This window comes from Streptomyces sp. P6-2-1 (genome assembly GCF_050613165.1).
Taxonomy (GTDB): domain Bacteria; phylum Actinomycetota; class Actinomycetes; order Streptomycetales; family Streptomycetaceae; genus Streptomyces.
Genome location: NZ_CP192513.1, coordinates 1,166,657 through 1,191,545 on the forward strand (window position 1 = coordinate 1,166,657; position 24,889 = coordinate 1,191,545).

General features: G+C 74.2%; 24 protein-coding genes and 1 riboswitch. Of the genes, 10 read left to right on the plus strand and 14 right to left on the minus strand.

The features are described from left to right. Positions 1–436: 436 nt before the first annotated feature. Together ACQYWQ_RS05180 and ACQYWQ_RS05185 are read right to left on the minus strand one after the other, a co-directional pair. Complete coding sequence (locus tag ACQYWQ_RS05180) at positions 437–1,372, minus strand: sterol desaturase family protein (RefSeq protein ID WP_431032694.1); 936 nt, start codon at positions 1,370–1,372, stop codon at positions 437–439. A 107-nt stretch (positions 1,373–1,479) separates the two neighbouring features. Then, entirely contained in the window at positions 1,480–2,205 is a 726-nt protein-coding gene (locus ACQYWQ_RS05185; protein ID WP_431032695.1) for a VIT1/CCC1 transporter family protein, read from the minus strand. Between the two features lie 222 nt (positions 2,206–2,427). On the opposite strand from ACQYWQ_RS05185, the gene ACQYWQ_RS05190 reads away from it, so the two are divergent. The 4 genes from ACQYWQ_RS05190 (at position 2,428) to ACQYWQ_RS05205 (ending at position 7,281) form a co-directional block, all read left to right on the plus strand. After that, entirely contained in the window at positions 2,428–3,426 is a 999-nt protein-coding gene (locus ACQYWQ_RS05190; protein WP_431032696.1) for a DEDDh family exonuclease, read from the plus strand. Between the two features lie 342 nt (positions 3,427–3,768). Next, positions 3,769–4,569 carry an SURF1 family cytochrome oxidase biogenesis protein gene (locus ACQYWQ_RS05195; protein WP_431032697.1) on the plus strand — a complete coding sequence of 267 codons (801 nt, stop codon included), beginning with the start codon at positions 3,769–3,771 and terminating at the stop codon, positions 4,567–4,569. A gap of 68 nt (positions 4,570–4,637) precedes the next feature. After that, positions 4,638–6,503 carry a glycoside hydrolase family 15 protein gene (locus ACQYWQ_RS05200; RefSeq protein ID WP_431032698.1) on the plus strand — a complete coding sequence of 622 codons (1,866 nt, stop codon included), beginning with the start codon at positions 4,638–4,640 and terminating at the stop codon, positions 6,501–6,503. Between the two features lie 46 nt (positions 6,504–6,549). Then, a complete protein-coding gene (locus ACQYWQ_RS05205) occupies positions 6,550–7,281 on the plus strand; it encodes an SDR family oxidoreductase (protein WP_431032699.1) in 732 nt (243 codons plus the stop codon). Between the two features lies 1 nt (position 7,282). On the opposite strand, the gene amaP is transcribed toward ACQYWQ_RS05205, so the two are convergent. The 5 genes from amaP to ACQYWQ_RS05230 are packed head-to-tail and all read right to left on the minus strand — an operon-like array spanning position 7,283 to position 9,579. Further along, positions 7,283–7,861 (minus strand): alkaline shock response membrane anchor protein AmaP, encoded by a 579-nt coding sequence (gene amaP / locus ACQYWQ_RS05210; protein WP_431032700.1) that lies wholly within the window; start codon positions 7,859–7,861, stop codon positions 7,283–7,285. 5 nt (positions 7,862–7,866) lie between these two features. Further along, positions 7,867–8,511 carry a DUF6286 domain-containing protein gene (locus tag ACQYWQ_RS05215; protein WP_431032701.1) on the minus strand — a complete coding sequence of 215 codons (645 nt, stop codon included), beginning with the start codon at positions 8,509–8,511 and terminating at the stop codon, positions 7,867–7,869. Then, positions 8,508–8,915, minus strand: coding sequence for a hypothetical protein (locus tag ACQYWQ_RS05220; RefSeq protein ID WP_431032702.1), 408 nt, complete (start codon positions 8,913–8,915; stop codon positions 8,508–8,510). The genes ACQYWQ_RS05215 and ACQYWQ_RS05220 overlap by 4 nt, the downstream gene beginning before the upstream one ends. Before the next feature lie 6 nt (positions 8,916–8,921). Then, positions 8,922–9,110, minus strand: coding sequence for a hypothetical protein (locus tag ACQYWQ_RS05225; protein ID WP_007828675.1), 189 nt, complete (start codon positions 9,108–9,110; stop codon positions 8,922–8,924). Between the two features lie 31 nt (positions 9,111–9,141). After that, on the minus strand, positions 9,142–9,579 hold the full coding sequence (locus tag ACQYWQ_RS05230) for an Asp23/Gls24 family envelope stress response protein (protein ID WP_431032703.1): 438 nt from the start codon (positions 9,577–9,579) through the stop codon (positions 9,142–9,144). Positions 9,580–9,706: 127 nt separating this feature from the next. Between ACQYWQ_RS05230 and ACQYWQ_RS05235 the strand changes: the two genes are divergently transcribed. Then, complete coding sequence (locus ACQYWQ_RS05235; RefSeq protein ID WP_431032704.1) at positions 9,707–10,453, plus strand: hypothetical protein; 747 nt, start codon at positions 9,707–9,709, stop codon at positions 10,451–10,453. A gap of 126 nt (positions 10,454–10,579) precedes the next feature. Here the strand turns inward: ACQYWQ_RS05235 and ACQYWQ_RS05240 are convergent, their stop codons facing one another. The 7 genes from ACQYWQ_RS05240 to ACQYWQ_RS05270 form a co-directional block, all read right to left on the minus strand. Then, positions 10,580–11,401 (minus strand): enoyl-CoA hydratase/isomerase family protein, encoded by an 822-nt coding sequence (locus ACQYWQ_RS05240; RefSeq protein WP_431032705.1) that lies wholly within the window; start codon positions 11,399–11,401, stop codon positions 10,580–10,582. A 139-nt stretch (positions 11,402–11,540) separates the two neighbouring features. Further along, positions 11,541–11,765, minus strand: coding sequence for a helix-turn-helix domain-containing protein (locus ACQYWQ_RS05245; protein ID WP_431032706.1), 225 nt, complete (start codon positions 11,763–11,765; stop codon positions 11,541–11,543). 388 nt (positions 11,766–12,153) lie between these two features. Then, entirely contained in the window at positions 12,154–13,752 is a 1,599-nt protein-coding gene (gene abc-f, locus ACQYWQ_RS05250) for a ribosomal protection-like ABC-F family protein (RefSeq protein ID WP_431032707.1), read from the minus strand. Between the two features lie 241 nt (positions 13,753–13,993). Continuing rightward, on the minus strand, positions 13,994–15,415 hold the full coding sequence (locus ACQYWQ_RS05255; protein WP_431032708.1) for a hypothetical protein: 1,422 nt from the start codon (positions 15,413–15,415) through the stop codon (positions 13,994–13,996). A gap of 168 nt (positions 15,416–15,583) precedes the next feature. After that, a complete protein-coding gene (locus tag ACQYWQ_RS05260) occupies positions 15,584–16,618 on the minus strand; it encodes a DUF4331 family protein (protein ID WP_431032709.1) in 1,035 nt (344 codons plus the stop codon). 116 nt (positions 16,619–16,734) lie between these two features. Further along, complete coding sequence (locus tag ACQYWQ_RS05265) at positions 16,735–17,874, minus strand: alpha/beta hydrolase (protein ID WP_431039069.1); 1,140 nt, start codon at positions 17,872–17,874, stop codon at positions 16,735–16,737. Positions 17,875–18,592: 718 nt separating this feature from the next. Then, on the minus strand, positions 18,593–19,285 hold the full coding sequence (locus ACQYWQ_RS05270) for a class II aldolase/adducin family protein (RefSeq protein WP_431032710.1): 693 nt from the start codon (positions 19,283–19,285) through the stop codon (positions 18,593–18,595). A 140-nt stretch (positions 19,286–19,425) separates the two neighbouring features. Here ACQYWQ_RS05270 and ACQYWQ_RS05275 point away from each other — a divergent pair, with 140 nt between their 5' ends. The 5 genes from ACQYWQ_RS05275 (at position 19,426) to ACQYWQ_RS05295 (ending at position 24,827) form a co-directional block, all read left to right on the plus strand. Further along, positions 19,426–20,154 carry a lysozyme gene (locus tag ACQYWQ_RS05275; RefSeq protein ID WP_431032711.1) on the plus strand — a complete coding sequence of 243 codons (729 nt, stop codon included), beginning with the start codon at positions 19,426–19,428 and terminating at the stop codon, positions 20,152–20,154. Positions 20,155–20,367: 213 nt separating this feature from the next. Then, entirely contained in the window at positions 20,368–21,672 is a 1,305-nt protein-coding gene (locus tag ACQYWQ_RS05280) for an inorganic phosphate transporter (protein WP_431032712.1), read from the plus strand. An 11-nt stretch (positions 21,673–21,683) separates the two neighbouring features. After that, a complete protein-coding gene (locus tag ACQYWQ_RS05285) occupies positions 21,684–21,959 on the plus strand; it encodes a hypothetical protein (protein WP_431032713.1) in 276 nt (91 codons plus the stop codon). A gap of 153 nt (positions 21,960–22,112) precedes the next feature. Beyond that, positions 22,113–22,244, plus strand: a riboswitch (cobalamin riboswitch). A gap of 112 nt (positions 22,245–22,356) precedes the next feature. Continuing rightward, positions 22,357–23,316, plus strand: coding sequence for a cobalamin biosynthesis protein (locus ACQYWQ_RS05290; RefSeq protein ID WP_431032714.1), 960 nt, complete (start codon positions 22,357–22,359; stop codon positions 23,314–23,316). After that, complete coding sequence (locus ACQYWQ_RS05295) at positions 23,313–24,827, plus strand: cobyric acid synthase (RefSeq protein ID WP_431032715.1); 1,515 nt, start codon at positions 23,313–23,315, stop codon at positions 24,825–24,827. Before ACQYWQ_RS05290 ends, ACQYWQ_RS05295 begins: the two co-directional genes overlap by 4 nt. Positions 24,828–24,889: the final 62 nt, after the last annotated feature.

Genomic DNA, 24,889 nt, shown 5'->3' on the forward strand with positions numbered 1-24,889 from the left:
TTGCGTGAATGACCATCACGTAAAGTGCCATTAAAATGCAAACTTGAGCGATCGTGTGAAGATACGCGTGGGTTGCCTGCCTGAACAGGGGTCGGTCGAGGGCGGGTTCGGCGACATGACGGGGCGTTCGTCGCGCCGAGCGGCATCACGAGCCCTTCACATCTCCTGCTCCGGAGCGCTGAGCGCCGGAGCGCAGGAGCGCCGGAGCGCCGGAAGGAGGGCCGGAGAGCCTGAAGGAGATCCGGAGAGCCTGAAGCGCCGGGGAGCCGGCGCCGTCCGCGCGGGCGGGGCGGCGCCGCGTACAGCGAGGGTCAGGGACGAGGGGAAGGCCGGCGTGCGGCCCGGCCGCAGGCTGCCCGCGTGAGGTCGAGAGCGTCGCGGGCGGCCCGGACGGAGGGCGGCGGACGGACGGAGAGCGGCGGACGGAGGGCGGCGGTTACCCGGCGGCCTCGGTGCGAGCCGGGCTCGGGAGCCGGCCCGCGGCGGGGCTCGCGGCGGGGGACGCGCCCGTACCCGCGCCCGTACCGTTCGCGCCCTGTGGCTCCTCCGGCCGCCACCCCGGCCCGTTCACCAGGTGCCGCAGCCGGTCGCGCCACGTGCGGGCCGCGCGCAGGTCGCGGGCGATGGCCACGTACTCGTGGGTCGCGACGCGCAGCGGGTTGTACGTGGCGATGTTCTTCGTGAGCCCGTAGACAGGTCGTTCCGTCTCGGGGGTGAAGGAGCCGAAGAGGCGGTCCCAGACGATGAGGATGCCGCCGAAGTTGCGGTCGAGGTAGCTGCCCTGCGAGGCGTGGTGGACGCGGTGGTGCGAGGGCGTGTTGAGGACGTACTCGATCGGCGCGGGGAGCCTGTGGACGCGCTCGGTGTGAATCCAGAACTGGTAGACGAGGTTGGCCGAGGTGCAGAAGGCGAGCGCGGCCGGGTGCACGCCGAGCGCGATGAGCGGCAGGTAGAAGGGCCAGGACGTGAGGCTCGTCCAGGGCTGGCGCAGCGCGGTCGTCAGGTTGAAGGCGCGGCTGGAGTGGTGCACGACGTGGCAGGCCCACAGGACGCGGACGACGTGGTGGCCCCGGTGCGACCAGTAGTAGAAGAAGTCCTGCGCGAGGAGCATGAGGAGGACCGTCCACCACAGCACGGGTATCCGCAGCGGCGTGAGCGCGTAGAGCGCGGAGTACACGGCGACGATCGGGATCTTCCAGACGAAGTCGGTGACGAGGCTCCCGAGCCCCATCGTGACGCTCGTCGCGGCGTCCTTCACCTCGTACCCGGCGTCGTCCTCGTCGGGGTGGAGGCGCACGGTGACGATCTCGACGACGGTGAGCAGGACGAACGCCGGTACGGACCACAGCACGACATCGGGCAGGTTCGGCATACCGGCAAGGTAAGGGCCCCGGGCGGTGCTTGAACAGAGGTCGTTACCGACGAGTATTACTCGCGGTAAGTCCGGCGCGCGCCAAGGGAGTCGGAGCGGTACCCCGGCTAGGCCGCCCCCGTCGCGCCGAGCAGCGCCCCCACCGCGTACGTGATCGCCATCGCCGCCGCGCCGCCCGCCACGTTGCGCATGACCGCGCGGCCCGGCGGGGCGCCGCCGAGGCGGGCGCTCGTCCAGCCGGTGAGGACGAGGGCGGCGAGCACGGAGCAGACGGTGACCACGAGGCGGGCGCTCTCGGGGGGCAGCACGATAGCGAGGAGCGGGAGCAGGGCACCCGCGGTGAAGGCGAGGAAGCTCGCCCAGGCGGCGTGCCAGGGGTTGGTGAGCGCGTCGGGGTCGATGCCGAGTTCGACGTCGGCGTGGGCGCGCAGCGCGTCGCGCGCGGTGAGCTGTTCGGCGGCCTCACGGGCGACCTCGTGGCTCAGTCCGCGTGCGGCGAGGAGGCGGGTCAGTTCGTCGAGTTCGGCCTCGGGGTCCTCGCGCAGTTCGCGCCGCTCGACGGCGAGCGCGGCCTTCTCGGCGTCCCGCTGCGTGTTCACCGAGACGTACTCGCCCGCCGCCATCGACATCGAACCGGCGAGGAGCCCGGCGAGCCCGGCGGTCAGGAGCGTGCTCCGTTCCGCGCTCGCGCCCGCGACACCGACGACGAGCCCGGCGGTCGACACGACACCGTCGTTGGCGCCGAGCACGGCGGCGCGCAGCCAGTTGAGCCTGGAGCCGAGCGCCGCGCCGTGGCTCTCCTCGTGACGCCCTTGCCGCTCTCCCTGAGTCATTGCGTGATCTTCACACCTCGCGGGGCGCGGGGCGGGCTTTTCGGCGGTGGCCCGTGTCCCGCGGGCACTCCCCCGCTGACCGCACGCCAGTTCCCGTACCGCCGCGCGGCGAACGGGCGTCCGGCACGACGCGGCACACAATCCGGACATCACACCTGATTCGGTACCGGCCAGGGGCCGGGGCGCGGGCGCTGTCGGACCGGCCCCGTATCCTCAGTGACCATGCTCGAAGACCGTACGACCGACACTTCCTGGCCGTCCGCCTACCCCGAGGGGTACGCGGTGGTCGACGTGGAGACGACCGGTCTGGCCCGCGACGACCGGATCGTCTCCGCCGCCGTGTACCGCGTGGACGCGCGCGGCGAGGTCGAGGACCACTGGTACACGCTGGTCAATCCGGAGCGCGACCCGGGCCCCGTGTGGATACACGGACTGACGAGCGAGGTCCTGGAGGGCGCGCCACTCTTCCCCGAGATCGCCGACGAGCTGTCCCGGCGGCTCGAAGGCCGGGTACTCGTCGCGCACAACGCGGTCTTCGACTGGTCGATGCTCGCGCGCGAGTACGCGCGGGCGGGGATCACCGCTCCCGTCCGGCGCCGCCTGTGCACGATCGCGCTCGCCAAGGAACTGGCGCTCCCGCTGCCGAACCACAAACTGGAGACGCTCGCCGCGCACTTCGGCGTCGAGCAGCGCCGCGCGCACCACGCGCTCGACGACGCGCGGGTCCTCGCCGAGGCCTTCCGGCCGAGCCTGCGGGCCGCCGCGCTCGGGAACGTACGGCTGCCGCTCCTGGAGTGCCGGCCGCTCACCGAGTGGTCCGACAGCCCGGTCCGCCCCGCCATCGGCCGCCAGTACGGGGGCGCGTACGGGTCCCGCCCGGCGGCGGGGAACTGGCGCCCCTCGCGCAAGCGCCCGCCGTGCCCGTACCCGAACCCGGGCCGCTGGCAGGACGGGCAGCCGCTCGTGCAGGGGATGCGGGTCGCCTTCTCCGGCGACACGTCGACGGAGCGGGAACTCCTTGAGGACCGGGCCACGGAGGCGGGGCTGCACGTCGCGGGCAGCATCTCGCGGCTCACGAGCCTGCTCGTCACCAACGACCCCGACTCGGGCACGTCGAAGACGGTCCGCGCCCGGCAGTACGGCACCCCGGTGATCGACGAGGCGGCCTTCGGGCAGCTGCTGCGGGACGTGGCACCCGCGGCGCAGCGCGTGGAGGGCTGAGCGGGGCGGCGGCGCGCCGCATCGCCCGCCCCGCCCCCGCCGCCCCGCCCCCGCCGTGCCGGTCCCGCCGTGCCGGTCCCGCCGTGCCGGTCCCGCCGCCCCGCCCCCGCCGTGCCGGTCCCGCCGTGCCGGGTCCAGGACACACCGGCCCCGGCCGTGCCGGTCCAGGACACACCACCCCGGCCCCGCCGTGCCGGTCCCGCCGTGCCGGTCCCGCCGCCCCGCCCCCGCCGTGCCGGTCCCGCCGTGCCGGGTCCAGGACACACCGGCCCCGGCCGTGCCGGTCCAGGACACACCACCCCGGCCCCCGGGGACAGGTCGGGCGAGTTGTACCTTCATGGGGTGTACCGCTTCCTGTTGTCGTGGCAGTGGCTGATCATCACCCTGGTCGGCCTCGTCCTGATCCCCGTGATGATCGAGCTGGGTTTCTGGCAGCTCCACCGTCACGAGCACAAGGTCGCGCAGAACGAGCGGATCACGGCGGCGGTCGAGGCCCCGCCCGTGCCCGCCGAGGAACTGACCTCGCCCGGGCACGCGGTGCCGACCGCCGAGGTGTGGCGGCGTGTCACGGGGACGGGCCGCTTCGACACCGCGCACGAGGTCGTCGTCCGCCGCCGTACCAACGACGACGGCTCGATCGGCTTCCACGTCCTCACCCCGCTCGTGCTGCGCGACGGCAAGGTGCTGCTCGTCAACCGGGGCTGGATCCCCGCGAACGGCGCGCAGACCGATTTCCCGAAGATCCCCGCGCCGCCCTCGGGCGAGGTCACCGTCACCGGGCGGCTCAAGGCCGACGAGACGAGCGCGGCGAGCGGCATCAAGAACCTCAGCGACCTGCCTCCGCGCCAGATCATGCTGATCGACAGCGCGGAGGAGAGCGCCCGCCTGCACCGGCAGGTCCTCGGCGGGTACATCGAGCAGATCGACCCGAAGCCCGCGGGACACACGCCGCAGCTGCTCGCCGAGCCCGACCACAGCGGCATCGGCCCGCACATGGCGTACGCGGTGCAGTGGTGGATGTTCTCCGCGGCCGTCCCCGTCGGCTGGTGGATTCTCGTACGGCGCGAGCGGCGCGACAGGGAGGCGGCGGCGCGCGAGGCGGCCACCGCGGGTGCGGCCGAGCCGGAGCCCGCCGGGGTCTGAGCATGTGACGTGCGGCCTTTTGGGCGTGCGTTCGATTGGGGGCGGTGGCGGCGGGGAAGCCGCTTCCCGTGGCCCAACGCAACGAGGACATCCCGCACCCGGCAGGCGCCCGGCGCATCGAGGACTACGCCCTGATCGGCGACCACCAGACCGCGGCGCTCGTCGGGCGCGACGGTTCGATGGACTGGCTGTGCCTGCCCCGCTTCGACTCGGCGGCCTGCTTCGCCGCGCTCGTCGGCTCGCACGACAACGGGCACTGGCTCCTGGCCCCGAAGGGCGCGGGCGACTGCACCCACCGGGCCTACCGCAGCGACTCCCTCGTCCTCGACTCGGTGTGGGAGACACCCGGGGGCACGGTCCGCGTCACCGACTTCATGCCGCAGCGCGACAAGGCGCCCGACGTCGTACGGATCGTGGAGTGCCTGGACGGCGAGGTGACGATGCACTCGACGCTGCGGCTGCGCTTCGACTACGGCTCGATCGTGCCGTGGATGCGCAAGGTCGACGGACACCGGGTCGCCGTCGCGGGGCCCGACGCGGTGTGGCTGCGCAGCGAGCCCGAAGTGCCGAGCTGGGGCGAGAAGTTCAGCACGCACGCCGAGTTCGCGCTCACGGCGGGCGAGAAGGTCGCCTTCGTCCTCACCTGGTACCCCTCGCACAAGAAGCACCCGCGGCTCATCGACCCGTACGAGGCGCTGGAGGAGAGCCTCGCCGACTGGCGCGCATGGGTCGCGAAGTGCGCGTACGAGGGCCCGTACCGCGATCTCGTCGTCCGCTCCCTCATCACGCTCAAGGCCCTCACCTACGCCCCCACCGGCGGGATCGTCGCCGCGCCCACGACCTCGCTGCCCGAGACCCCGGGCGGCGTGCGCAACTGGGACTACCGCTACTGCTGGCTGCGCGACTCGACGCTCACGCTCGGCGCGATGATCGCCGCCGGGTACCTCGACGAGGCGCGCGCCTGGCGCGACTGGCTGCTCCGCGCCGTCGCGGGCGATCCCTCGACGCTCCAGATCATGTACGGGCTCGGGGGCGAGCGACGCATCCCCGAGTTCGAGGTGCCCTGGCTCAGCGGCTACCAGGGAGCCGCGCCCGTGCGCGTCGGAAACGACGCCGCGCACCAGCTCCAGCTGGACGTCTACGGCGAGGTCATCGACTCGCTCTACCTCGCCGACCGCGCGGGCCTGCGCACCAAGCACCACGCCTGGCAGCTCCAGCTCAAGCTCATGGAGTACCTGGAGGAGGCCTGGCGGGAACCGGACGAGGGCCTGTGGGAGGTGCGCGGCCCGCGCCGCCAGTTCGTGCACTCCAAGGTCATGGCGTGGGTCGCGGCGGACCGCACCGTACGGGCGATGGAGGCGGAGCCGAAGCTCGGCGGGGACGTCGCGCGCTGGCGGCGGATGCGGGACGCGATCCACGCGGAGGTGTGCGAGAAGGGCTACGACCCGGTGCGGAACACCTTCACGCAGTCGTACGGCTCGCAGGGGCTCGACGCGGCGCTGCTCCTCATCCCGCGCGCCGGGTTCCTGCCGCCCGAGGACCCGCGCGTACTCGGCACGATCGAGGCGGTACGCAGCGAACTCGGCGCGGAAGGCGGCCTGTTGCTGCGGTACAGCCCGGACCGGGGCGAGGTGGACGGGCTGCCGGGCGAGGAGGGCGCCTTCCTCGTGTGCTCCTTCTGGCTCGCCGACGCGCTCCACCTCGCCGGACGCACACAGGAGGCGACGGCGCTCTTCGAGCAGCTGCTCTCGTACACGAACGACGTGGGGCTGCTCGCCGAGGAGTACGACGTGCGCGCGGGGCGGCAGCTCGGCAACTTCCCGCAGGCCTTCAGCCACATCGGTCTCGTCGGCACGGCCCTCGGTCTCGCGGGGCGGGGCGGGAGCGCGGGGGCGGCGACGGAGGCGGGGACGAGGAGGGGAACGCAGGACTGATCCCGGGGCGGCGCGCGACGCAGGAGGCCGGTGGAGAATGGCGCTCATGGATCTTGGGCTGAAAGACCGTGGGTACGTCGTCACGGGGGCCACGCGTGGCCTCGGGTACGCGAGCGCCGAGGCACTCGTGGCCGACGGCGCGAGGGTCGTCGTGACGGGCAGGAAGCAGGAGAGCGCGGACGCCGCCGCGGCGGAGCTGGGCGCGAACGCGGTGGGGGTCGGCGGGGACAACGCCGACCCGGAGCTGGCCGGGCGGCTCGTCGCGACCGCGCGGGAGCGCTTCGGGCGCTTCGACGGCGTCCTGGTGAGCGTGGGCGGGCCGCCGGCCGGTTCCCTCGGCGACCTGGACGACGCGCAGTGGCGCGCCTCCTTCGAATCGGTCTTCCTCGGCGCGGTGCGGCTCGCGCGGACGGCGGCGGCCGAGCTGGGCGAGGGCGGCGCGATAGGTTTCGTGCTCTCGTCCTCGGTGTACGAGCCCGTTCCCGGCCTCGCCCTCTCCAACGGCCTGCGCCCCGCCCTCGCCGGTGTGGCCGCATCGCTCTCGCGCGAGCTGGGCCCCCGGGGCATCCGCGTCTTCGGTGTCCTGCCCGGCAAGATCGACACGGACCGCACCCGCGAACTGCACGGGGGTCCGGCGGACTCGGCCGGGATTCCGCTCGGGCGGATCGGGACCCCGGAGGAGTTCGGGCGGGCGGCCGCCTTCCTGCTGTCCCCCGCCGCCTCGTACGTGACCGGCGTGATGCTGCCCGTCGACGGCGGGGCCCGGCACGGGTTCTGAGTTACTGCACGCGCTCCGCGCCGTGCGGTGCGCCGTTCATCCGGACCTCGGCGCGCAGCTCCCCCCGGCCCGTCGCCTCCTTCGCCGCCTTCAGCGTCTCGGTCACCGCGTGGTGCTGGACGAGCAGCGGGGACGCGTCGGGGGCGAGGGTCAGGTGGAGGTGCGCGACGGGGGCGCCGGGGCGGCCGCGGAGGCGGACGCGGGCGCGTTCGACGCCGTCGAGGCGTTCGGTGTGGGCGCCGAGGGCCTGTTCGAGTGCCGTGCCGCGCAGGCTCGCGCTGTCGCCGCCTCCCGTGTCGAGCGGGAGCGCGGAGAGGTGCCTGCGGCGCAGACACGCGGCGAGCCACCACAGGGCGAGCAGCAGGAGCACGGCGAGCGCGGCGATGAGGACGGGCCACCACCAGCCCTCCTCGCGCCAGCGGGTCCGCTCCCCCGCCGTGAGCAGGACGTCGTGCTCGCTCTGGTGCACGCACCAGTGCGGCGGGTCGACGCCGTAGCCCACGGCGAGCACGGAGCCGCCGAGCGCGATGAGGACCAGCCCGGCGAGGGCGAGCAGGACGCGGTTGAGGGTGCGCAGCATGCCGCTCAGTCCTTCCCAGGGCGCCGTACCCGCACGACGAGGCGCGGGGTGCGGGCGAGGCCGAGTTCCGTGAGGGTGGAGCCGAGGACCTGGGCGAGTTCGGCCCGTACCTCGTCGAGTTCGCGGAAGTGCGCGAGCGCGCGCACCGTGACCTTGCGCCGCCGGACGGTGACGTGGGCCGAGCGGACGCCGGAGACCTGCGTGGCCCGGTCCCGTACGACCATCGCGGCGGCCTGCCGGTGGAGTGCGCCGCGCACCCCCGCGTAGGGCCTGCGCATCGGCAGGAGACGGCGGCGCCCCGGGGTGAGGGCGAGGAACAGGAGCCACAGGCCGAGCGCGGCGGCGACGCCCGCGCCGACGAGGACCCAGGTGTCGTCGAGGCGGTGGTCGGCGAGTCCCTTGGCGAGTTCCTTGCGCCAGCTCATCGCGGAGTGCCCGGCGCGCACCGCGACGACGTCGTAGAGGAAGAGCCCCGAGGCGCCGGTCAGGATCAGGGCGAGGATCGTGGCCGGTACGCGGCGGGCCGCCCAGAAGCGCCCGGCGCGCGCCACGGGGGGTGCGTCCGGGTCGGGCAGGGGCGCCGCGGCGTGGGCGCCCGTCTTCTCCGGTTTCTCCAGGACAGGCGGGTGCGGGCTGTCCGCTGTGCTCACGGGGCTGCCTCCGGGGATGGTTCCTCGGCCTCCGGCGTGGCCTCGGGCGTGGACCCGGCCCGCGGTACGGGCGCGGGCGACAACTGCGGGACGAGGTGCAGCCGTTCGACCTGCACGGCGACCTCGGGGACCCGCATCCCCGCGAGGTCGCCGACGCGTTCGGTGACCCGCCGGCGCACCGCGCCGCACTGGGCTCCGAGGTCGCTCGGGTAGCCGAGTTCGACGCTGACCCTGACACGCGCGGTCTCGCGGTGCACGGAGACGGCCGTGCGCGGGGCGCGGGCGCCCGGTGGCACGGGGGCGATGGCCTCGCGGGCCGCCTGCGCGGAGATCTTGGCGACGACGCGGTCGGCGATACGGGTCGCCCCGCGCTCAGCGGGCTCGACGGCGTCCTGACCCTGCACTCCCCCTCACCGCCGGTCGCCGCGATCGCGCGGCCGGAAGAACTCTCCGGGCTCCAGGTCCCCGTCCAGGAACCGGCCCACGACGAAACCCACGGCGCCCAGCGCCGCGACCAGCAGAAAGGCACCGAACCCGCCGAAGTACCCGGCGAAGCCCAGCGCCATGCCGACGATCAGACCGAGTACGGCCCAGCTCATGGTGTCCTCTCCCGTTCGAGCCGTTGACGCGTCACTGGACGCGCGAACCGGCGTTGTCGTCGTCGTCATCGCTCTCATCGGGCAGCTTCACGTCACTGACGAGGATGTTGACCTCGACGACCTCCAGGCCCGTCATCCGTTCGACAGCGGTGACGACGTTCTCGCGCACCGCGCGCGCCACCTCGGCGATCCGCTCGCCGTACTCGACGACGATCTCCAGATCGATCGCCGCCTGCTTCTCGCCGACCTCGGCCTTGACGCCGCGCGTGACCGACTTGGAGTTGCTCGCGCCGGGGACGCGGTCGCGCATCGCGCCGAAGGTGCGGGCCGCGCCGCTGCCCATCGCGTGCACACCGTAGACGTCGCGGGCCGCGAGACCGGCGATCTTCTCGACGACGCCGTCCGCGATCGTGGTCTTGCCGCGCACCGCGGCCTCGTCGTTCTTCTGGTTCTGGGTGTTCTCACTCATGGCGCTCCAGCCTTCCTCGAAAGGGGCACGAAAAGGGGCACGGAGAGGGCACTCCTTTCGAGCACACTAAGGGGCCACGCGGTACTTCGCGCTCCGGCGCGGGGGTCCGGTGCGGCACGCTGGTCCCATGACGGAACGGCGATGGGACCGGACAGTACGTGATCAGCTCGCTCTGGGCAGGCTGTTGCCGCTGGTCGGGGGCACGGGCGGGGCCTGGCTGACGGAATCGGCGGCCTCGGCCGCGTTGCGCCGAACGGGTGAGGCGGTGCCGGGGGTCGCGCTCGGCCGAGTGGGCTTCGCCGCGGTGGCCGAGGGCGAGGAGGGCGCCGCGGCGGGGGCCGAGGGCGAGGAGGCCGCCGCGGCGGGGGCCGGTTTCCCCGTGCCGGCGACGGCCTCGGCGCCCGGGCCGCTGCGGCTCACCGCCGTGTGCGGGGTCCATGCGGCCGGGCCGCTCACCGAGGTGACGGACGCGCTGCGCGAGGCGCTGGCCGAGACGGCACGCGAGGGGCTCGGACTCGCTGTCGACGCGGTGGATCTGCGGGTCGCCGAGCTGCTCGACGAGGCCCCGGAGCCCGCGTCCTTGGACGAGGAGGCCGCCGAGGAGGAGCCGGACGGCGACGGGGAGGAGGCGGAGGTGGGGCGCGCGGTGCTCGCCGTGGCGGGGGTCGCGGGGCTCGCGCGGCGCTTCGGCCCCGCGGGGCGCGCGGTGCGGATCGGGCCCACGGCGAGCGGGGAGCGCGCGGTGCGGGTCGAGCTGATCGCCTCGGGCGCGCGGCCGCTGCCCGAGACCGTCAGCGCGGTGCGCGCGGCGGCGGGCGGGGTACTGGGGGCGGGCGCGGAGGTGGCGGTGCTGGTGACGGGATGGCGGGGGTGACCTCGCATACGGAACCTCGCGCGCGGGGGCCTCGCGCGCGGAGGCGCACGGGCCCGTACGCGAGATCCCCGTTCCTCGTCCCGTACGCGAGATCGCCCCGCGAAGGGCCCGTGCCCGGCCGTTCGCCTACTCGCCGTCGCCCATCAGCTCGCGCAGGCGGCGGCCCTGGGCCTGGCGCTCGGCGGCGCGCTGCTCGTCGAAGGGGCGGTGCACGGCGCCCTGGAGGAGCGCCTTCGTCTCGTTGACCGCGTTGCGCGGGGCCGCGAGGAGGGCGGTCGTGAACTCGGTGACGGCCGCGTCGAGCGCGTCGGCGGGCACGACGAGGTTGGCGAGGCCGATGCGGGCGGCCTCGGCCGCGTCGACGTAGCGTCCCGTCGCGCAGATCTCCAGCGCGCGCCCGTAGCCGACGAGGCCGACGAGCGGGCTCGTGCCGGTGAGGTCGGGGACGAGGCCGAGGCTGGTCTCGCGCATCGCGAAGCGCGCGTCCTCGGCGCAGACGCGCAGGTCGCAGGCGAGCGCGAGCTGGAAGCCCGCGCCGATGGCGTGGCCCTGGACGACGGCGACCGAGACGAGGTCGGGGCGCCGCCACCAGGTGAAGGCCTCCTGGTAGAAGGCGATCGTCGCGTCGAGTTCGGCCTCCGGGGCCTTCGCGAGGGTGAAGAAGGAGATGTCGCCGGGGAAGCCCTCGGGGGTGAAGGCGCGCCGGTCGAGCCCGGCGGAGAAGGACTGGCCCTCGCCGCGCAGCACCACGATCCGCACACTGCCGGGGAGTTCCCTCCCGGCGCGCGCGAGCGCCCGCCACAGCGCGGGGGTCTGGGCGTTCCGCTTGGCCGGGTTGGTCAGCGTGACGGTGGCGGTCTCGTCCCGCACGTCGAGGCGTACGCCGTCCTCCTCGAAGAGGATGTCGCCGGGTGCGGGGCTTGCCGTGTCCTGGGCAGGTGTGGTCATCGCGGGCCTCCGGGTGCCTGTGCCGTCGTAAGTGACTGCACAGTAACCACCCGGCCGGAGGTCCGGACACCCGGGTGGTCACCGCGTGGAGCCCACTCCTCGCGAGGTGCCGCGAGGTGTCGGGACGTGCGGCGACTGCTCAGCTCTCGCCGCTCGTCTTCTTGCCCCGGGTCGCTCCGCCGCGTCCGCGCAGCGTCACGCCCGATTCCTTGAGCATGCGGTGGACGAATCCGTAACTCCGGCCCGTTTCCTCGGCCAGTGCCCGGATACTCGCTCCGCCGTCGTACTTCTTCTTCAGGTCTGCCGCGAGCGTGTCGCGCGCGGCGCCGGTCACCCGGCTGCCCTTCTTCAGAGTCTCGGCCACCCGTGCCTCCTCATGGGAAGTGCGCTCTGGACTCTCATGATCACCCCTGTCGGCAATCCTGGCCACCCATTCGGCAAGGTCCACAGGAGAAGCTTTGGGTAAAGCACTGCGGTCCGCAGGGGCGGAATTCCGGGTTCCGTCCGTGTGCCGCCGAGCACACATCCGGAATTACTCGGGGAAACCGCTGGTGGGAGGGGTGTGAACGGAATAGGTGCGGAAACTTCGGTGGGCCGGGAATATCACTCGCCGACACTCCCGGATACGAGGTGTTCTCACCCAGATGACGGAGTTCCCGCACGGCCGAATGATCGATGAGGACTCGATCATTCGGCCGTGCGGAAAGTGATCACGGGTGCCCGGCGGGGCGGAACAACGGCCGGGAAGCCGCTCAGGCGAGGGCGACGAGGTCGCGGTAGCCCGCGCCCCAGAGGTCCTCGATGCCGTCGGGGAGCATGATGATCCGCTCGGGCGAGAGGGCCTCGACGGCGCCCTCGTCGTGGGTGACGAGGACGACGGCGCCCTTGTAGGTGCGCAGGGCGCCGAGGATCTCCTCGCGGCTGGCGGGGTCGAGGTTGTTCGTCGGCTCGTCGAGGAGGAGGACGTTGGCGGCCGAGACGACGAGCGTCGCGAGCGCGAGGCGGGTCTTCTCGCCGCCGGAGAGGACCGCGGCGGGCTTGTCGACGTCGTCGCCTGAGAAGAGGAAGGAGCCGAGCACCTTGCGCACCTCGACGAGGTCGAGGTCGGGCGCCGATGAGCGCATGTTCTCCAGGACGGTGCGCTCGGGGTCGAGTGTCTCGTGCTCCTGCGCGTAGTAGCCGAGCTTGAGTCCGTGACCCTCGACGACCTCGCCCGTGTCGGGCTTCTCGACGCCCGCCAGGAGGCGCAGGAGCGTCGTCTTTCCTGCGCCGTTGAGGCCGAGGATGACGACGCGGGAGCCCTTGTCGATCGCGAGGTCGACGTCCGTGAAGATCTCCAGGGACCCGTACGACTTCGACAGGCCCTCAGCGGTGAGCGGGGTCTTGCCGCAGGGCGAGGGGTCGGGGAAGCGGAGCTTGGCGACCTTGTCGGACTGGCGCACGTCCTCCAGGCCCGCGAGCAGGCGTTCGGCGCGGCGCGCCATGTTCTGCGCGGCGACGGTCTTGGTCGCCTTGGCGCGCATCTTGTCGGCCTGCGCGTTGAGGGCCGAGGCCTTCTTCTCGGCGTTCTGGCGCTCGCGCTTGCGGCGCTTCTCGTCGGCCTCGCGCTGCTGCTGGTAGAGCTTCCAGCCCATGTTGTAGATGTCGATCTGCGAGCGGTTCGCGTCGAGGTAGAAGACCTTGTTGACGACCGTCTCGACCAGTTCGACGTCGTGGGAGATCACGATGAAGCCGCCGCGGTACGTCTTGAGGTAGTCGCGCAGCCACACGATCGAGTCGGCGTCGAGGTGGTTGGTCGGCTCGTCGAGGAGGAGGACGTCCGCGTCGGAGAAGAGGATGCGGGCGAGTTCGATGCGGCGGCGCTGACCGCCGGAGAGGGTGTGCAGCGGCTGCCCGAGCACGCGGTCGGGCAGGCTCAGCGCGGCGGCGATCGTCGCGGCCTCGGCCTCGGCCGCGTACCCGCCCTTGGTGAGGAACTCGGTCTCCAGGCGCTCGTACCGCTTCATCGCCTTCTCACGCGTGGCGCCCTGCCCGTTCGCCATGCGCTCCTCGTTCTCGCGCATCTTGCGCAGCGTCACGTCGAGGCCGCGCGCGGAGAGGATGCGGTCGCGGGCGAGGACGTCGAGGTCGCCGGTACGGGGGTCCTGCGGGAGGTAGCCGACCTCGCCCGAGCTGGTGATCGACCCGGCGGCGGGCTGGCCCTCGCCCGCGAGGCACTTGGTGAGCGTGGTCTTGCCCGCCCCGTTGCGGCCGACGAGCCCGATGCGGTCGCCCTTGGCGACGCGGAAGCTGGCGTTCTCGATGAGGATGCGGGCGCCGGCGCGCAGCTCGATGCCGGTGGCGGTGATCATGGACGTACTCCTGGGCGTGAGGAACGGCGGTCGGGCGGATGAGGCGGAGCGCGCCGCCGCTAATGCGCGAGGAGGAGGGCCATAGCGTCCAGTCTAACCAGGGCGCGCGGGGTGCCCCGCCCACGGGCCCGCCCTGCCCGCGGGCCCGCCCCGCGGGGCTCCGCCGCCGGCCCCGGGCCCCGCGCCCACCGGAGAGGCCGGATCGCGGTGGTCCTGGCCGGATTCGGCGCCGCTTCGCGTCTCAGCCCCCCGTGTGGACCTGGAAGGCGGCCCTTCGGACCGCTTTGGCGAGGGCCGGGTCGGGGTGGGCCGAGGCGAGGGCCAGGAGGACCTGGACGGTGAGGGGGTGACCGGCGGCGCGCACCTCGTCGAGGAGGGCGGGGATCGTGGGCTGGTCGGCCGCCTCGATGTGACGCACGAGGAGTTCGGTGTCGCCGTGGTCGTTGAGCGCCGCCGCCGTGTCGATCCACAACCAGGTGGATTCCTCGCGGGTGAGGAGCGCGTGCGCGTCCTCGGCGTCGCCGCCCTCCTGCTCGGCGAGCCAGAGCAGCGCGTACGGGCGCAGCGGCAGCTCCCCGCTGACCTCGCGCACGCCGGGCTCGGCGGGGGCGCCGACGGCGCGCAGGGCGTCGAAGGCGAGCTGGCGCAGGAGCGCGTCGTCGCCGCGCGCGGCGTCGAGGAGTTCCTGTACGGCGGTGCCGACGGTGCGGGCGGCGATCCAGGCGCGGTACTCGGCGCGGGCCTCGCCCGGGCGCAGCCGTACGCAGCCGCGCAGCATGTCCTCGGCGGACTGCTCGATGTTCCCGGCCGGGGACTGCGCGGCGACGCAGATCTGTTCGAGCTTGACCCACACCGCCCAGCTGCCGAGCGGGGTGAGCGCGATCTCGCCCCCGTCCCCTTTCGGGAGCGTGAGCGCGCCGACGCCGGCGAGCCGGTCGAGCGCCCAGTCGAACAGCTCGGGGAGCGGGGCGGGCGCGGGCGCGGTGAGGCCGGGCGCGGGCAGTTCGCACCGCGCGTCACGCAGTTCGGTGATCCGCTGTTCGAGGAGGTCGAGCAGCTCTTCGCGGGAGGCCGTCCCCGCGGAGAGCTGAAGCACCGAGAGCAGCTGCGGCATCGCCTCGACGACCTCGGCGACCGCCGTGGGATCGATGGGCGCCGGGTTCTCGGCGTGCGCCGGGTGGAAGAGCGACCAGGCGTCGAAGAGCGCGACCCAGCCGCGCAGGACGGCCATGTCGTCACGGTCCCAGGCGCGAAGGCGCCAGCCGGGGCGGGCGTGGCCGCCGTGGGTCTCGACGAGACCGGCGAGCCTGGCGGCGTCCCAGTGGGCGCGTACCTCGGCGGGATCGAGGCCGAGCGCGGCGGCCGCTTCGGCGGACTGGGCGGGGCTGAGCGTGCCCTCATGGCCGCGGTGGGCCGGTGGTGGGGTGCGCAGGGGGCCGGTGGCGGCGGGGCGGAGCGCTTCGGCGCTCCACCGGGCGAGCGCGGCGGCGCCGGCGAGGACGGTACGGGCCGCGCGGGCCAGTTCGGCGGGCGGCGGGGTGCCCTCCGGCGGGCGGGGAGCGGGGCGGCGTGGCCGCCCTTCCGCGACCGTACGGACGGGAGCCGCGAGCGGAGCGCGGCCGACGAGTCGGAGCCTGGAGTCGCGCGGGATACGGGACGTCACGCAAGGCAGTCTCCCCGTTGACGGGCCGAAAGCCCAAACGGAATGCGTGAGACCGGGACGAAAGGGGCCGTAGCCCCTGCGGGCGGGGTGTCGGCGCTGCCGTGCGTCGGCCTCGTCGGGCTCCGCCCCCCGGCCCCGGTCCCTCACACGCCGGAGGGGCCGGGATGCTCAGGGGGCCGGGGGGACGTACGGGAAGGTCGTACGGGGTTCGCTGGTGACGGAGTTCTTGTCGATGCCCAGGCCCAGGGGGGTGTTGGCGGCGAGGGAGAACATGACGTCGGGGGCGTTGTCGGTGAGGGTGCGGCCGTTCCAGCGGGCGAAGCCGTAGGTGGCGGGGGTGCCGACCTCGTACGGGAGAACGTTCGGGAGGACGCGGTCCACGAAGCCCTTCGCGTACGCCTCGGGCTCGTCCGACGTGCCGTAGGCGCGGACGACGGAGGCGACGGAGCGGGTCAGCCTCTCGGCGTACAGGGCGCGGTCCTCGGCGGGGGTGTTCTCGTTGAGGCGGTCGCCGAGCGCGGCGTCGAACTGCGCGAAGAGCGGGTGGATCATCGGCAGTCCGGCCCGGTTGACGGGCCGCCAGCCGCCCGCGTCGGTGGCGAGCGAGGCGAGCGCCCACACGCCGATGCGGCGGTCCTCGCCCGCGAGCGGGAGGAGTTCGGCGTCGGACAGCTCCAGGACGATCGCGTGGACCGTGTGCCCGGCGAAGGCGTTCGTGGCCTTCGCCGGGTCCCAGCCGGAGAGGTCGGCCTTCGTGCCGTCCTGGAAGGCGTGGCCGACCTGGTGGAGGACGTCCGGCTCGATCCAGAAGGGATCGCCCGCCTTGCCGACCCAGGCCCGGCCGCCGCCGGGCAGGTCCACCGTCTCGCCGGTGCGGCCCCGGGCGATCACCGTGCCCTCCGCGGAGTCGTCGTGGGCCTCCGCGCCGTCCAGCCGGCGCACCTCGTAGCGCTGGACGCCCTCCGTGTCGGCCTCGGCGAAGGTGAAGCGGTAGGCGACCTCCTCGACGGCGTCCCCGTCCGTGTCGATCTTGAACTCGTACCTGCCCTCGGGGTGCGGCCCCCTGGGGATGTCCTCGCCCGCGGCGGAGTGGCTGTGGTCGAGGACGAGCACCGTGCCCGTCTCGCCGCGGAACACGTACAGGTCGGTGATGTCCAGGCGGGGATCCTGGCGTGCGAGGGGGGAATCGAGGTGATGGGACAAGGCCTGCTCGCTTTCGTGCAACGGCGTCGCGACGGAACGCGCGGGAGCGGTCGTGACCGGGCGGACGCGGCCCGGCCAGGGGGCGCGCATCCGGCCCGGGGTTCACATGACGGGGTTCACATGAGGGGGGTCAGGAAGCGGCGGAGGGATTCCTCGTAGGACTTCGGGTCGCGGTTCCAGACGGCGCCGTGCGGGGCCTTGTCGACCGTGTGGGTCACGATCAGGTCGGGGCGCGAGCGCGCGAAGGCGCGGGCCAGGGGGTACGGGGCGAGGGCGTCGTCCTCGCTCTGGGCGAGGAAGACCGGGACCCGCAGGGCGTGCGGGTCGGCCGCCCTGTCGACCCGTTCCGCGGGCAGGCCCGCGCGGCCCTGCGCCGCCCGCACGGCGAGGGGCAGTACGAAGCCGGGGGTACGGCGGGCCCTGGCGAGCCCTTCGAGCGCGTACTGCCAGCTCAGGACCGGTGAGTCGAGGACCAGGCCGGCGATGCGCTCGCGGTGCTCCGAGCGTGCGGCCACGCGCAGCGCCATCGCGGCACCCGTGGACCAGCCGAGCAGGACGACCCGGCGGGCCCCGTGCCGCACCGCCCACCGCACGGCCGCTTCGAGGTCCTGCCACTCCTCGGCGCCGAACCGCGACAGCGCGCCGGCGGCGGCCGGGGCACCCGGGTCGCCGCGGTAGGACAGGTCGAGCACGGGGAACTGCTGCCGGTGCAGGAAGTCCATGAGCACGAGGGCGTGTTCCCGTGTCGTGCCGAGTCCGTGCGCGGCGATCACCCACGTCGCGCGCGCCGCGGGGACGAACCAGGCGGGCAGCGCGCCCGGCAGGCCAGGGATCTCGACGTCCTCGTAGGCGAGGCCGAGGGCCGTCCGCGGGGTGCCCGTGTACACCTGGGGGGTGAGTCGCGCATGCGTGCCTGGTGTGAACTCCCCCTCGCCGTCGAGCAGTTCACGTACCACCGTGTCGGCCCTGTGCGCCTCGGCCTCCAGCACCCCGCCGACCGCGGCGTGCCTGCCGTCCTCGCCCGCGAGGCCGTAGACGCCGGGGCGGAGCGAGGCGAGGGCGCGGGTCAGCGTGATGCGGTCGGCGGTCGCCGTGTGCACGGTGAGTTTCGGCTCGGTCGGCAGGGGGCGGCCCGGGCGGGGGCGCAGGCCCGCCTCGCCCGCCAGGCGCCCGGCGGCGACGGCCGCGGCACCTGCGCCGAGGAGGGCGGTCAGTGCCGCCGCGGTCGCTTGGGCGGTGGTCTTCACGGTGCGCACCCCGCCAGTCTCCGCCCGCCCCCGTGACCCGGCCACCGGACGGCCGCGGGTGGGTGAGGGGGGCGCGGCCGCCGGGCGGGCGTGCGTTCCGGCCGGGCGGGGCGGGGACGCGGGGCGCCAGCCCTTCGCGGGGCGGCGCCGGGCGGGGCGGTGGCGGCGGGCCAGGCGCGCGAGGCGCAGGAGCCTGCGGGCGGTGAGGGCGGGGCCGACCACGGGGAGGTGCCGGGCGACGACGACCAGGCGGAGGCGGGCGGGGAGGCGGCGGGTGAGGTGACGGCTGAGGTGGTGCGGGGCGGGGACGCGGGGCAGGCCGGTACGGCTCGGTTGCGGCACGGGACGATTCCTCTCCGGGCACCACGGTGTGGGAGCGCCTTCCAGGCGTCTTCCCCTTCTCGGCCGCTCCTCCCGCCGGGGGCGGGCAGTGCGCCCGTGCGGCGCAGTGGCGACCGTGCGGAGAACGGGGGCGGGGCACCCCGGCCCGGCGGCATCACCGCACCGGCCCCGGAACCCGCACGGGCCTCGGACCCCGCACACACCAGACGCCGCCCACGCACCAGACGCCGCCCACGCACCAGACGCCGCCCACCGGGAACACCCCGCGGCGCACCGCACGGCCCCGCCGGGAAGCCCGCACGGCCCCCGCCGGGAAGCCGTACCCGCGCCCGCCCGGACGCTCCCGGTCCCCGGCCCCGGGCCCCCGTCCTCCGCGGGAAGGGCGTCAGTCCCCCGGCCCGGCGCTCGGCTGCCCGTAGCCGCTCAGTGCGCCGGCCGCCTCGGTCAGCTCCTGCGGGGACAGGACGCGGGGGGTGCGGCCGGGGAGTGCGGCGGCCGTCAGCCAGAGGTGGCAGAGCCAGTCGAGCTGCGTGGTGCGCGCGTAGGCCGTGGCGAGGTCGGGGGCGAGGGTGAGGGTGCCGTGGTGGGCGAGGAGGCAGGCGGTGCGGCCGGTCAGGGCCGTGCGGACCGCCTCGGCGAGGGCCGCGGTGCCGTAGCGGGCGTACGGGGCGACGCGGACGGGGCCGCCGAACAGGGCGGTGACGTAGTGGACGGGAGGGACCTCGTCCACCAGGAGCGAGGCCGCCGTCGCGTGGACCGCGTGCGTGTGGACCACGGCCTTGGCCTCCGGGCGGTCCTGGTGGACGGCCAGGTGGAGCGGGAGTTCGCTCGTCGGGCGCAAAGTGCCGATGACCTGATGGCCCGCCGGGTCGACGGCCACCAGGTCGTCCGCGCCCAGCGCCTCGTACGGGACGCCCGTCGGTGTGACGAGGATCAGCGTGCCGAGCGCGGGGTCATGGACCCGTACCGAGAGGTTGCCCGAGGTGCCGGTGACGAGTCCGTCGGTGACGCTGCGGCGCGCCGTGGCGAGCAGTTCCGCCCACGCGGCGCGGGTCCCAGGTGACGGGGTCCGTGTCATGTCCGTCATCCTCGCAGCCGCTCCGGCGCGGACACGAACGGATGAGTGCGGCAAATCACGAGCTTATTTCCCGCTTTGTATACCGATAAGCCGTTACGCTCGCCGGAATTTCCGTTCGTCCTCTCGTCACCGGGGGCCACATGAAGCGTCTTCGCCGCACCCGTTCCGCCCTGCTCGGCCCGGCCGTCCTCGCCGCCGTGGCGCTCTCCGCGACCCCCGCACTCGCCGCCGGGCCCGCGGGGCCGCACGGGCACGACGTCTCCGCGCACCAGGAGAAGGTGGACTTCGCCAAGGCGCGCGCCGCGGGCGCGCGGTTCACGTACGTGAAGGCGACCGAGTCGACGACGTACCGCAGCCCCACCTTCCGCGAGCAGTACGACGGCGCGGCGAAGGCGGGGCTGTTGCGCGGCGCGTACCACTTCGCGCTGCCCGACCGCTCCTCCGGCACCGAGCAGGCCGCCTTCTTCGTGCGCAACGGGGGCGGCTGGCGGCCCGACGGGCGGACGCTGCCGCCCGCCCTCGACCTGGAGGCGAACCCGTACAACAGCGCGCACAAGTGCTACGGGATCAGCAAGCAGAAGATGCGCGCGTGGATCAGCGACTTCAGTGACGAGACGCTGCGGCTGACCGGGCGGCGGCCGCTGATCTACACGAGCGCGCACTGGTGGGACACCTGTACCGGGCGCAGTACCGCCTTCGCCGCCACGCACCCGCTGTGGCTCGCGAACTGGGCGGACGACCCGGGGCAACTGCCCGCGGGGTGGAGGTACTGGACGGTGTGGCAGTACGCGGTGAAGGGGCCGCTGCCCGGGGATCAGAACGTGTTCAACGGGTCCGAGGGGGATCTGGAGCGCTTCACGGACGGGTGAGCGGCGCGCCGCGAGGGAGCGGCCGCGGCAGGTGCGCGGGGCGCAAGCGGAACCCGGCGGGGCGCGTCCAGGGGTCCGGGCGCGGCCCGTGCGCCGCGCCCGGGCCGGCGCGCTCCGGTTCGAGTCACCACAGCGCCCGCCCCAGTTCATCTTCCGTTCACTCGGATTGCTTACGTTCGGCGTGACATTGACGTCCAACAGAAGCCTGGGTAAATGGAACACATCACGCTTCTCCTCGGGATCGTGATCGTCACCGCTCTCGTGTTCGATTTCACGAACGGTTTCCACGACACCGCCAACGCGATGGCAACGACCATCTCCACCGGCGCCCTCAAGCCCAAGACGGCCGTGGCGATGTCCGCGGCGCTCAACCTCGTGGGTGCCTTCCTCTCGGTGGAGGTCGCCAAGACGATCTCGGGGGGAATCGTCGACGAGTCCGGGCTCAGGACGGAAGTGATCTTCGCGGCGCTCGTCGGCGCGATCCTGTGGAACCTCCTCACATGGCTGCTGGGCCTGCCCTCCAGCTCCTCGCACGCCCTCTTCGGCGGGCTCATCGGGGCCGCCGTGATGTCGGCGGGCTTCTCCAGCGTCAATGGCGGCACGATCGTCACCAAGATCGTGATCCCGGCCGTGGCGGCGCCCGTCGTCGCGGGTCTCGCCGCTTTCGCGGCGACCCGGCTGACGTACCGGCTGACCCGCAAGGTCGACGAGAAGACCGGCGCGAAGGGCTACAAGGTGGGGCAGATCGCCTCCGCCGGGCTCGTCTCGCTCGCGCACGGGACCAATGACGCGCAGAAGACGATGGGCATCATCACGCTCGCCCTCGTCACCGGCGACGTGCTCAAGCCCGGCTCCAACCCGCCGGTGTGGGTGATCCTCTCGGCCGGGTGCGCGATCGCGCTCGGCACGTACCTCGGCGGCTGGCGCATCATCCGCACGATGGGCACCGGGCTCACCGATCTCGCGCCGCCGCAGGGCTTCGCCTCGCAGACCGGCGCGGCGACCGTCATCCTCGCCTCCTCGCACCTCGGTTTCTCGCTCTCCACGACCCAGGCGTGCTCCGGCTCGGTGATGGGCGCGGGGCTCGGGCGCAAGGGCGGCACGGTGCGGTGGTCGACGGCCGGGCGGATGGCCATCGCCTGGGTGCTCACGCTGCCCGCCGCCGCGCTCGTGGGCGCGGGCGCCGAATTCCTGACCCGGCAGGGCACGTGGGGCGTCGCGCTCACCGGGGTGCTGCTCCTCGCGGGCGCGGCGACGATCTACGTACTGTCGCGGCGCCAGCCGGTGAGCCACCACGACGTGACCGGCGAGGCCGAACCCGCCGGGATCGTCACGCAGGCACTCGCCTCGGTCGCGCCGCCGCCCGCGGGGACGCTCACGGTGCCGCTCCAGCCGACGGCGGCCGTGGCGCCGGACGCGCTGACCACGGCCCACCCCCCGCTCACGGCGGAACTCCCCGCCCCGCCGACGACGGCCGAGGCCCCGCGCCACACCGCGGGCTCCGGCACCGCGGCCTGAAAGGAACCCGCATGAATATCGACTGGGCGGCACTCGGCTCCGTCTTCGGCGTGAGCCTGCTCGTCACGGTGGGCCTCGTCGGCGCCTTCGCCCTCGGCATCGCGGGCCTCTCGCGTGCCTCGGCGGCGACGGCGGAGGACGGCGGCGCGGGCGCGGGCGGCGGTACGGGGACGGGCGGCGGTACGGGCGCGGGCGGCCGGGCGCTGCTCGCCCGGCTCGGCGCGTACGCGTGCTTCGGGGTGTGCCTCGCCGCGGTCGCCTTCGGGATCTACGTGATCGTGGGCTGAGACGGAGCGGCGGCACGGGCCCCGCGCGGTTTCCCGGCAGGGGGCGGCGCGGGGCTTTCGCGTGCCGGGGCGGCGGAGGAGGCGCGGGGACCCGGCGTCCCGGCCCGGCCGGTATGCCCCTCTTGCGTCAAGTGCGAGTTGACGCCCGGTCTCGGGGCGTGATGCACTGCCGGGGCCATTTCGGCGGCTGTGGAGGAAGTACCGGTGCGAATCCGGCGCGGTCCCGCCACTGTGAGCGGGGAGTGATCCCCGTAAGTCAGGAACTCCCGGCGCCGAATCACGTCGTACCAGGGCGCGGACCCTGAGAGTAGGACACCCCTCATGCCCGGCATCCGCCGCAGTGCGCACCCGCCAGCCCTCCTGTCCCCCCCGCGAGGCGTGACGGCGGACTGACGCCATGCCTGCCGGACGTGTTTTCGCGGTCGGCGCCACCGCCGGTCTGCTCGGCGACTCCCTCTTCGGCGACCCGCGCCGCGCTCACCCCGTGGCCGTCTACGGGCGCCTCGCGGGCCTCGCGGAGAAGGCGCTGTGGCGCGACCACCGGGGCGCGGGCGCCCTGCACACGCTGCTGTGCGCGGGCGGCGCCACCGCGCTCGGGGCCGTCGTGTCCCGTGCCGCGGCGCGCCGCTCTCCCGTCGCTTCCGCCGCGCTCACCGCGCTCGTGACCTGGACCGTCGTGGGCGGTACCTCGCTCGCGCGCGAGGGGCGGGCGCTCGCCGCCGCGCTCGAAGCCGGAGACCTCGCCGCCGCGCGCGAGCGCCTTCCGCACCTGTGCGGGCGCGATCCGCGCCACCTCGACGCGGAGGGGATCGCGCGCGCCGTCGTCGAGTCCGTCGCCGAGAACACCTCGGACGCGGTCGTCGGGGCGCTCGTGTGGGGCGCGCTCGGCGGGGTGCCGGGGCTCCTCGCCTTCCGTGCCGTCAACACGCTCGACGCGATGGTGGGCCACAAGTCGCTGCGGTACCTGCGCTTCGGCTGGTCGGCCGCGCGGCTCGACGACCTCATGGGCTTCCCCGGCGCGCGCCTCACCGCAGGGCTCGCCGCGCTCGCGGGCGGCGGGCCGCGTGCCGCGCTCGCCGCGGTGCGCGAGGACGCGCACCGGCACCCGAGCCCCAACGCGGGCCCCGTCGAGGCGGCCTTCGCGGGCGCGCTCGGGGTGCGGCTCGGCGGCACGCTGTCGTACGGGGGGCGGGTCGAGCACAGGCCGGTGCTCAACGCGCGGCGCGGGCGGGCCGTCGCCGTGCCGGACGTGGAGCGGGCCGTACGGCTCTCGCGCCGCGTGACGTGGGCGGCCCTCGGGGTGTGCGTCGCCGCGCGGCTCCTCGTGTCGCGGTACGTCCCCGGGCGTGCGCGGTGACCGGGGGCGGGCTGCTCGTCGCGGGCACGACCTCCGACGCGGGCAAGAGTGTCGTCACGGCCGGGATCTGCCGGTGGCTCGTACGGCGAGGGGTGAGCGTCGCGCCCTTCAAGGGGCAGAACATGTCCCTCAACTCCTTCGTCACGCGGGACGGCGCCGAGATCGGCCGCGCGCAGGCGATGCAGGCGCAGGCCGCGCGCGTCGAGCCGAGCGCGCTCATGAACCCGGTGCTGCTCAAGCCGGGCGGGGAGCGCTCCAGCCAGGTCGTGCTGCTCGGGAAGCCGCTCGGCGAGCTGAGCGCGCGCGGCTACCACGGCGGGAAGCAGTCGGAGCTGTTCGGGACGGTCGTGGACTGCCTCGCGGAGCTGCGGCGCACGTACGACGCCGTGATCTGCGAGGGCGCGGGGAGCCCGGCGGAGATCAACCTGCGCCGTACCGACCTCGTCAACATGGGGATCGCGCGGGCCGCGCGGCTGCCCGTCGTGGTCGTCGGGGACATCGACAGGGGCGGGGTCTTCGCCTCGTTCTTCGGGACGACGGCGCTGCTCTCGGCGGAGGACCAGGCGCTCGTGGCCGGGTACCTCGTCAACAAGTTCCGCGGTGACGTCTCGCTGCTCGCACCGGGCCTGCGGATGCTGCGGGACCTGACGGGCCGCGACACCTTCGGGGTGCTGCCCTTCAGGCCGGGGCTCGGCATCGACGAGGAGGACGGCATGGCCGTCTCGCTGCGGGGCGCGGTGCGCGAGTCGCGGCTCGCCGAGCCCTGTGGGGACGAGGTGCTGCGGGTCGCCGTGTGCGCCGTACCGCTCATGTCGAACTTCACCGACGTGGACGCGCTCGCCGCCGAACCCGGCGTCGTCGTGCGGTTCGTGGACCGGGCGCAGGACCTCGTGGACGCGGACCTCGTGGTCGTACCGGGGACGCGCGGCACGGTGCGGGCGCTCGCGTGGCTGCGGGAGCGGGGCCTCGCCGACGCGCTCGCCACGAGGGCGGCCGAAGGGCGGCCCGTGCTGGGGATCTGCGGCGGGTTCCAGCTGCTCGGGGAGCTGATCGAGGACGACGTGGAGTCGCGGGCGGGGACCGTGCCGGGGCTCGGGCTGCTGCCGGTACGGGTGCGGTTCGCGCGCGAGAAGACGCTGGCCAGGCCCTCCGGGACGGCGCTCGGCGAGGCCGTGGACGGGTACGAGATCCATCACGGGATCGCGCAGGTGCGGGGCGGCGACGAGCCGTTCCTGGACGGCTGCCGGGTGGGCGCCGTGTGGGGGACGCACTGGCACGGCTCCCTGGAGAGCGACGGCTTCCGGCGTGCCTTCCTGCGGAGGGTCGCCGCGCAGGCGGGGCGGCGCTTCGTTCCCGCGCCCGACACGGAGTTCGGGGCGTTGCGCGAGGAGCAGCTGGAGGGGCTGGCCGACCTGATCGAGGAACACGCGGACACCGCGGCGCTGCTGCGGCTGATCGAGCGGGGGGCTCCGCCGGGCCTGCCCTTCGTGCCGCCGGGGGCACCCGGGTGACCTCCCGGGGCTCCGGCCCAGGATTCCGCTCCCCGCTCCCCGGAGGGGCCCCATTCGTGACG